This window comes from Kitasatospora putterlickiae (assembly GCF_039527695.1).
GTDB classification, from domain to species: Bacteria; Actinomycetota; Actinomycetes; order Streptomycetales; family Streptomycetaceae; genus Kitasatospora; species Kitasatospora putterlickiae.
The window spans coordinates 26,231-30,764 of record NZ_BAAAKJ010000299.1 but is presented as its reverse complement, the minus strand read 5'-3'; the positions used below and the strand labels follow the sequence as shown (position 1 = coordinate 30,764).

The window sequence follows — 4,534 nt, the reverse complement described above, 5'->3', positions numbered from 1 at the left end:
CGCCCCCCCCCCCACCGTCAACCCCGGTCCCGCGTCACGCGGCCTCGAAGCCCGCGTGGTCGGCGATCTTCTTCAGCTCGGCCAGCGCGTGCTTCTCGATCTGGCGGATCCGCTCGCGGGTCAGCCCGTGCTGCTTGCCCACCTCGGTCAGGGTGCGCTCCCGGCCGTCCTCCATGCCGTACCGCGAGCGGATGATCGAGGCCGTGCGGTCGTCCAGCCGTCCGATCAGCCCGTCCAGCTCCTCGCGGCGCAGCATGACCATCACGGCGTCCTCCGGGGAGGTCGCCCCGGTGTCCTCGACCAGGTCGCCGAACTGGGTCTCGCCCTCGTCGTCGACCGACATGTTCAGGCTGACCGGGTCGCGCGCCCAGTCCAGCACGTCCTTGATCCGGGCCTCGGTGGTGTCCAGCTCGGCCGCGATCTCGGCGGGCTCGGCCTCCCGGCCCAGCTCCTTCGACTTCTCCCGCTGCACCCGGCGGATCCGGCCGAGCTCCTCGACCAGGTGCACGGGAAGCCGGATGGTGCGCGACTGGTCGGCGATCGAGCGGGTGATCGCCTGGCGGATCCACCACGTCGCGTAGGTGGAGAACTTGAAGCCCTTGGCGTAGTCGAACTTCTCCACCGCGCGGACCAGGCCGGCGTTGCCCTCCTGGATGAGGTCGAGCAGCGGCAGGCCGCTGCGCGGGTAACGCCGGGCGACGGCGACCACGAGGCGGAGGTTGGAGCGGATGAAGACGTCCTTGGCGCGCTCGGCGTCCTCGGCTATCGCCTCCAGCTCCTCACGCCGCACGCCCTCGGGAAGCCCGTCCTCGTCCAGCAGGTGCCGGGCGTACACGCCGGCCTCGATCCGCAGCGAGAGCTCGACCTCCTCGGCGGCATCGAGCAGGGGTGTCCTGGCGATCTCGTCGAGGTACATGCCGACCAGGTCACGGTCGGCCTCAAGGTTGGTCGGGCGGGCCGCGCGAGTCCGGTCGGCCCTATCGCGAACGACGGCACGGGTGGCCATGCTTGCTCCCTTTGCTGGTGTTGCCGCGGTCTGGCTGCCTGCCCGGAGAGGGCAAGAAGTGCGGGCCCCGCTGGGCTCACACGTAACGATCCAACGAACAGATTCCGGACAACATTCCCAAGTCACTCAGATTCTTCCGGCGATGCAGTATCCTGCCCGATCCCGCCCGCGATTCAGACGCTGCGTGACCAAGCGGGAACCGGATGTGATTCCGGCGCACCCCCGCGCGCGCCTTCACTCCGCACAACCCCGCGCGCCGTGAGCGCGTTCCCGCACAGGGCCCGCTCACACCCCGCCACTCGCAGGTCCTCCGCACAAAAGATGCCAAATCGCTATCGGCGCGGCGCTCGATCACCCCGGACGGCTGGGAAGGTGTCAGCCATGCACCTGACCAACAGCTCGCCCTCCATCACCCCGCGTGATCGCCACCTGCTCCGGCACGCGGCTCTCGCGGTCTGCTGCGCCGTGCTGTTCGCCGTCCTGGCGGCCCTGGTGCAGACCGGCTGGGGTCCGCTCTCCCGGCTCGACCGCGAACCGATCGACCGGCTGCACCGCTTCGCGGTCGACCACACCGCGTGGACCGCCTCGGTGCAGCTGTTCTCCGACATCGGCGGGACGGTCACCATGCGTTCCGTGCTCGGCGCGGCCGCCCTCTGGCTCTGGCTGATCGGCGCCCGGACGCTCGGCTGCTGGGTCGCGGCCCAGACCCTGATCGGCTGGGGCGGCCAGTGGGTCCTGAAGCTCTCCTTCGGCCGCCAGCGCCCCACCTTCTCCGACCCCGTCGCGCACGCCGGCGGCCCGGCCCTCCCCTCCGGCCACGCGATGGCCTCCGCGATCACCTGCGCCGTCCTGGTCGGCCTGCTCTGGCCCCTGGCCGGCCGGGCCGGGCGGATCGCCGCCTCCGCGGTCGCGGCGACGGCCGTCCTGGGGATCGGCGCCTCCCGGGTCTTCCTGGGCGTCCACTGGCCCAGCGACGTGGTGGCCGGCTGGCTCGCCGCCGGCATGGTCCTCGGCAGCGTCACCGTCATCGTCGAACTCGCCCGCCCCGGCGCGCTCGCCCGCGACCTCCGCCGGGTGAGCCGGCGCACCCGCCCCCGCGTCCAACGGGTCCTGGCCTCCCCGCCGCGCCCGCCCCGGGACCCCGCCGCCCGCACCCCGAACCCCGCCGCCGACCACCCCGACGGCCTGCTGCGCTGACACCCCTTCACCGCGCATCGCCCCTCGCCACCCCGCGAAAAACGCCGCGGGCCCCCTCGACCACGACCGAGGGGGCCCGCATCCACGTCATCCACGATGACGGCGCTGTGCCCCAGGCAGGATTCGAACCTGCGACACCGGCTTTAGGAGAGCCGTGCTCTATCCCCTGAGCTACTGAGGCGGGGCTTGTCTGAAACCTCGCGCGGAACCCGCTGGGCGGGTCGGGTGCGTGGACCTCGGACAAGGCGGTGAGCGTCGTGTCGGCGGGGCCTCGCGCACACCCCGGTGGGGGTGGTGCGGCGCCCGCCCGGACGCTCGATCCACAGAGTACCGGATCGGGGGTCTGGCGGGCGTGGTGGTTGTGGGACTGGCCGGCCGGGGTTGCCGAGGTGGGCGGGCCGGGGCTCGCCGCCGGCGGTGTGGAGGGCGCGGCCAGTGGAGCGGGAGGCGTCGCGTAGGGCGGCCCCCGCCGATCCCGGGGTCCTGGCCGGAACCGGCGACGCCACCGTCACGACTGGGCGGGGCGGCTCCTCGAACGCGTCCGCGCCGAACCCGCCGCGTACCGGCGCGGCCTGACCCACTGAAACACGTTCCCGTCGGAGCACCGGGAGCGAGCGCGTTCAGGCGGTGTGGTGCAGGTCCTTGGCGTAGTACTCGATGGCGCGGCGGTAGCGTCGCACGTCCGGGTCCTCGCTGGTGGTGGCGAGCAGGTCGAGCAGCAGGCTCATCGCGCCGTGGTGGTCGCCGACGTTGAACAGGGCCATGCCGAGGAAGGTGCGCAGCGCGCCGTCGTTCGGGTGGCGCTGGACGCCGGCGCGCAGCGTGTCGACAGCTTCGGGGTAGCGGCCCAGGACGCGGTAGGTGCTGCCGAGGCCGAGGAGGGCGCCGCGGTGGTCCTCCTCGGACAGGCCGGTGGTGGTGAGGCTGCGTTCGTAGAAGGCGACGGCCTCGGCTTCCAGGCCCATCCGGTCGTGGACGGACGCCGTGATGTAGGCGATCTCGGCGTCGTCCGGGAAGCGCGCGGACAGTTCCAGCAGGCGTGTCCGGGCTTCCTCGAAGCGCTCCTCGCCGCGCAGCCGGGCGACTTCGGACAGGTCGGCTTCCTTGGACTGTGTGCTCATGCGCACATCGTCGCAGAGCCCGGGGCGGCTTCTCCCCAGGCGGGAAGCCGGGGGGAACGAAAGGGGAAGCGGCGCTTCGATACTCGGCGCAATTGCCGTGACCGGGAGGAGCGGGCCCATGACAGAGGCGTTGGGCGGGGAGCGGGTGCTGGTGGTGGAGCCGTCGCCGGGGCTGCTGCGCCGGGCGGCGCGGGCCGGGTTCCTCGCGTGGCCGCTGGCCGACACGGGCGACGCCGCGGCCCTGCGGGCCGCGGTGGCGGGCGCGGTGCGCGAGCACGGGATCGCGCACGTGCTGAACCTGGCGGGGGTGCGGGCGGCGGGGGCGGTGTTCGCGGGGGCCGAGGACGCGGGGGTCGCGGCCCACGCGGCGCACACGGTGGAGGCGCTCACCGACCGGGGGGCGCTGCGGGTGCTGCTGGGCCGTCATCCGCGTCTGCGGGTGCGGGCCAGGCGGGTGTGGGGCGCCGACGGGGTCCAGGAGGCGGTGGGCGGCTTCGGCGGGCAGGCGGTGGTCGTCAGGTCCGCCCTGGCGGGCGGGCGCCGGCGGGCCGTGCTGCTGCGCGGGGAGCGGGAAGTGCGCCGGTGGCGGCTCGGGCAGGCAGGGAGCGGGGAGCGGGAGCCGTTCGTCGTCGAGGAGTACCTGCCGGGTCCGCAGTACGCGGTGGAGACGCTCAGCGTGGACGGGATGCACCAGGTCCTGGGCATCATCGCGCTCGACACGACGGGCCCGCCGCGCTTCGTGACGACCACGCACCTGTACCCCGCGCCCCTGGCGGGCCGTGACGAGGCGACGGTCCGCTCCGCGGTGTGCGCGGTGCTGGACCTCGCGGGGGTCGAGAACGGGGCGGTGCGCACGACGGTGGTGCACAGTCCCGGCGGGACGCCGCGCGTGCTGGCCTCCAGGCAGGGGCTCGACCGCGCGGACCACGCGGCGCGTCTGGTGCGCCTGGCCGTCGGCGCCGACTTGGAGGAGGCGGCGCTGCGGGCCCTGCGGGGCGAGGTGCCGGCGCCGGTCCCCGCCGGGCGCAGCGCGGCGGTCGGTGTCCTGTGCGGTGCGGACGGCGTGCGGTGCGGTGCGGACGGCGGTCGGTGCGGGCACGCCCCGGTGGCGGTGGTGGGTGCGGGCCCGAGTCAGGTGCTGGGGCTGCTGGCGGCCGCCCGGGCGCGGCTGGCGGGGGTGGGCCGGGGTGTGACCTGAGGGCCCGCCCCG

General features: G+C 74.3%; 4 protein-coding genes and 1 tRNA gene. 2 read left to right on the top strand and 3 right to left on the bottom strand.

Annotated elements, in window-relative coordinates:
• Positions 1-34: 34 nt before the first annotated feature.
• Positions 35-1,006 carry a sigma-70 family RNA polymerase sigma factor gene (locus ABD308_RS28965; RefSeq protein WP_344340843.1) on the bottom strand — a complete coding sequence of 324 codons (972 nt, stop codon included), beginning with the start codon at positions 1,004-1,006 and terminating at the stop codon, positions 35-37.
• 381 nt (positions 1,007-1,387) lie between these two features.
• Between ABD308_RS28965 and ABD308_RS28960 the strand changes: the two genes are divergently transcribed.
• On the top strand, positions 1,388-2,203 hold the full coding sequence (locus tag ABD308_RS28960) for a phosphatase PAP2 family protein (RefSeq protein WP_344340837.1): 816 nt from the start codon (positions 1,388-1,390) through the stop codon (positions 2,201-2,203).
• Positions 2,204-2,311: 108 nt separating this feature from the next.
• On the opposite strand, the gene ABD308_RS28955 is transcribed toward ABD308_RS28960, so the two are convergent.
• A tRNA-Arg gene (locus tag ABD308_RS28955) sits at positions 2,312-2,384 on the bottom strand.
• 439 nt (positions 2,385-2,823) lie between these two features.
• Positions 2,824-3,324 (bottom strand): tetratricopeptide repeat protein, encoded by a 501-nt coding sequence (locus ABD308_RS28950; protein WP_344340834.1) that lies wholly within the window; start codon positions 3,322-3,324, stop codon positions 2,824-2,826.
• A 118-nt stretch (positions 3,325-3,442) separates the two neighbouring features.
• Here ABD308_RS28950 and ABD308_RS28945 point away from each other — a divergent pair, with 118 nt between their 5' ends.
• The gene (locus tag ABD308_RS28945; RefSeq protein WP_344340830.1) at positions 3,443-4,522 is read left to right on the top strand and encodes an ATP-grasp domain-containing protein; all 1,080 of its coding nucleotides are present in this window, start codon (positions 3,443-3,445) and stop codon (positions 4,520-4,522) included.
• Positions 4,523-4,534 lie beyond the last annotated feature (12 nt).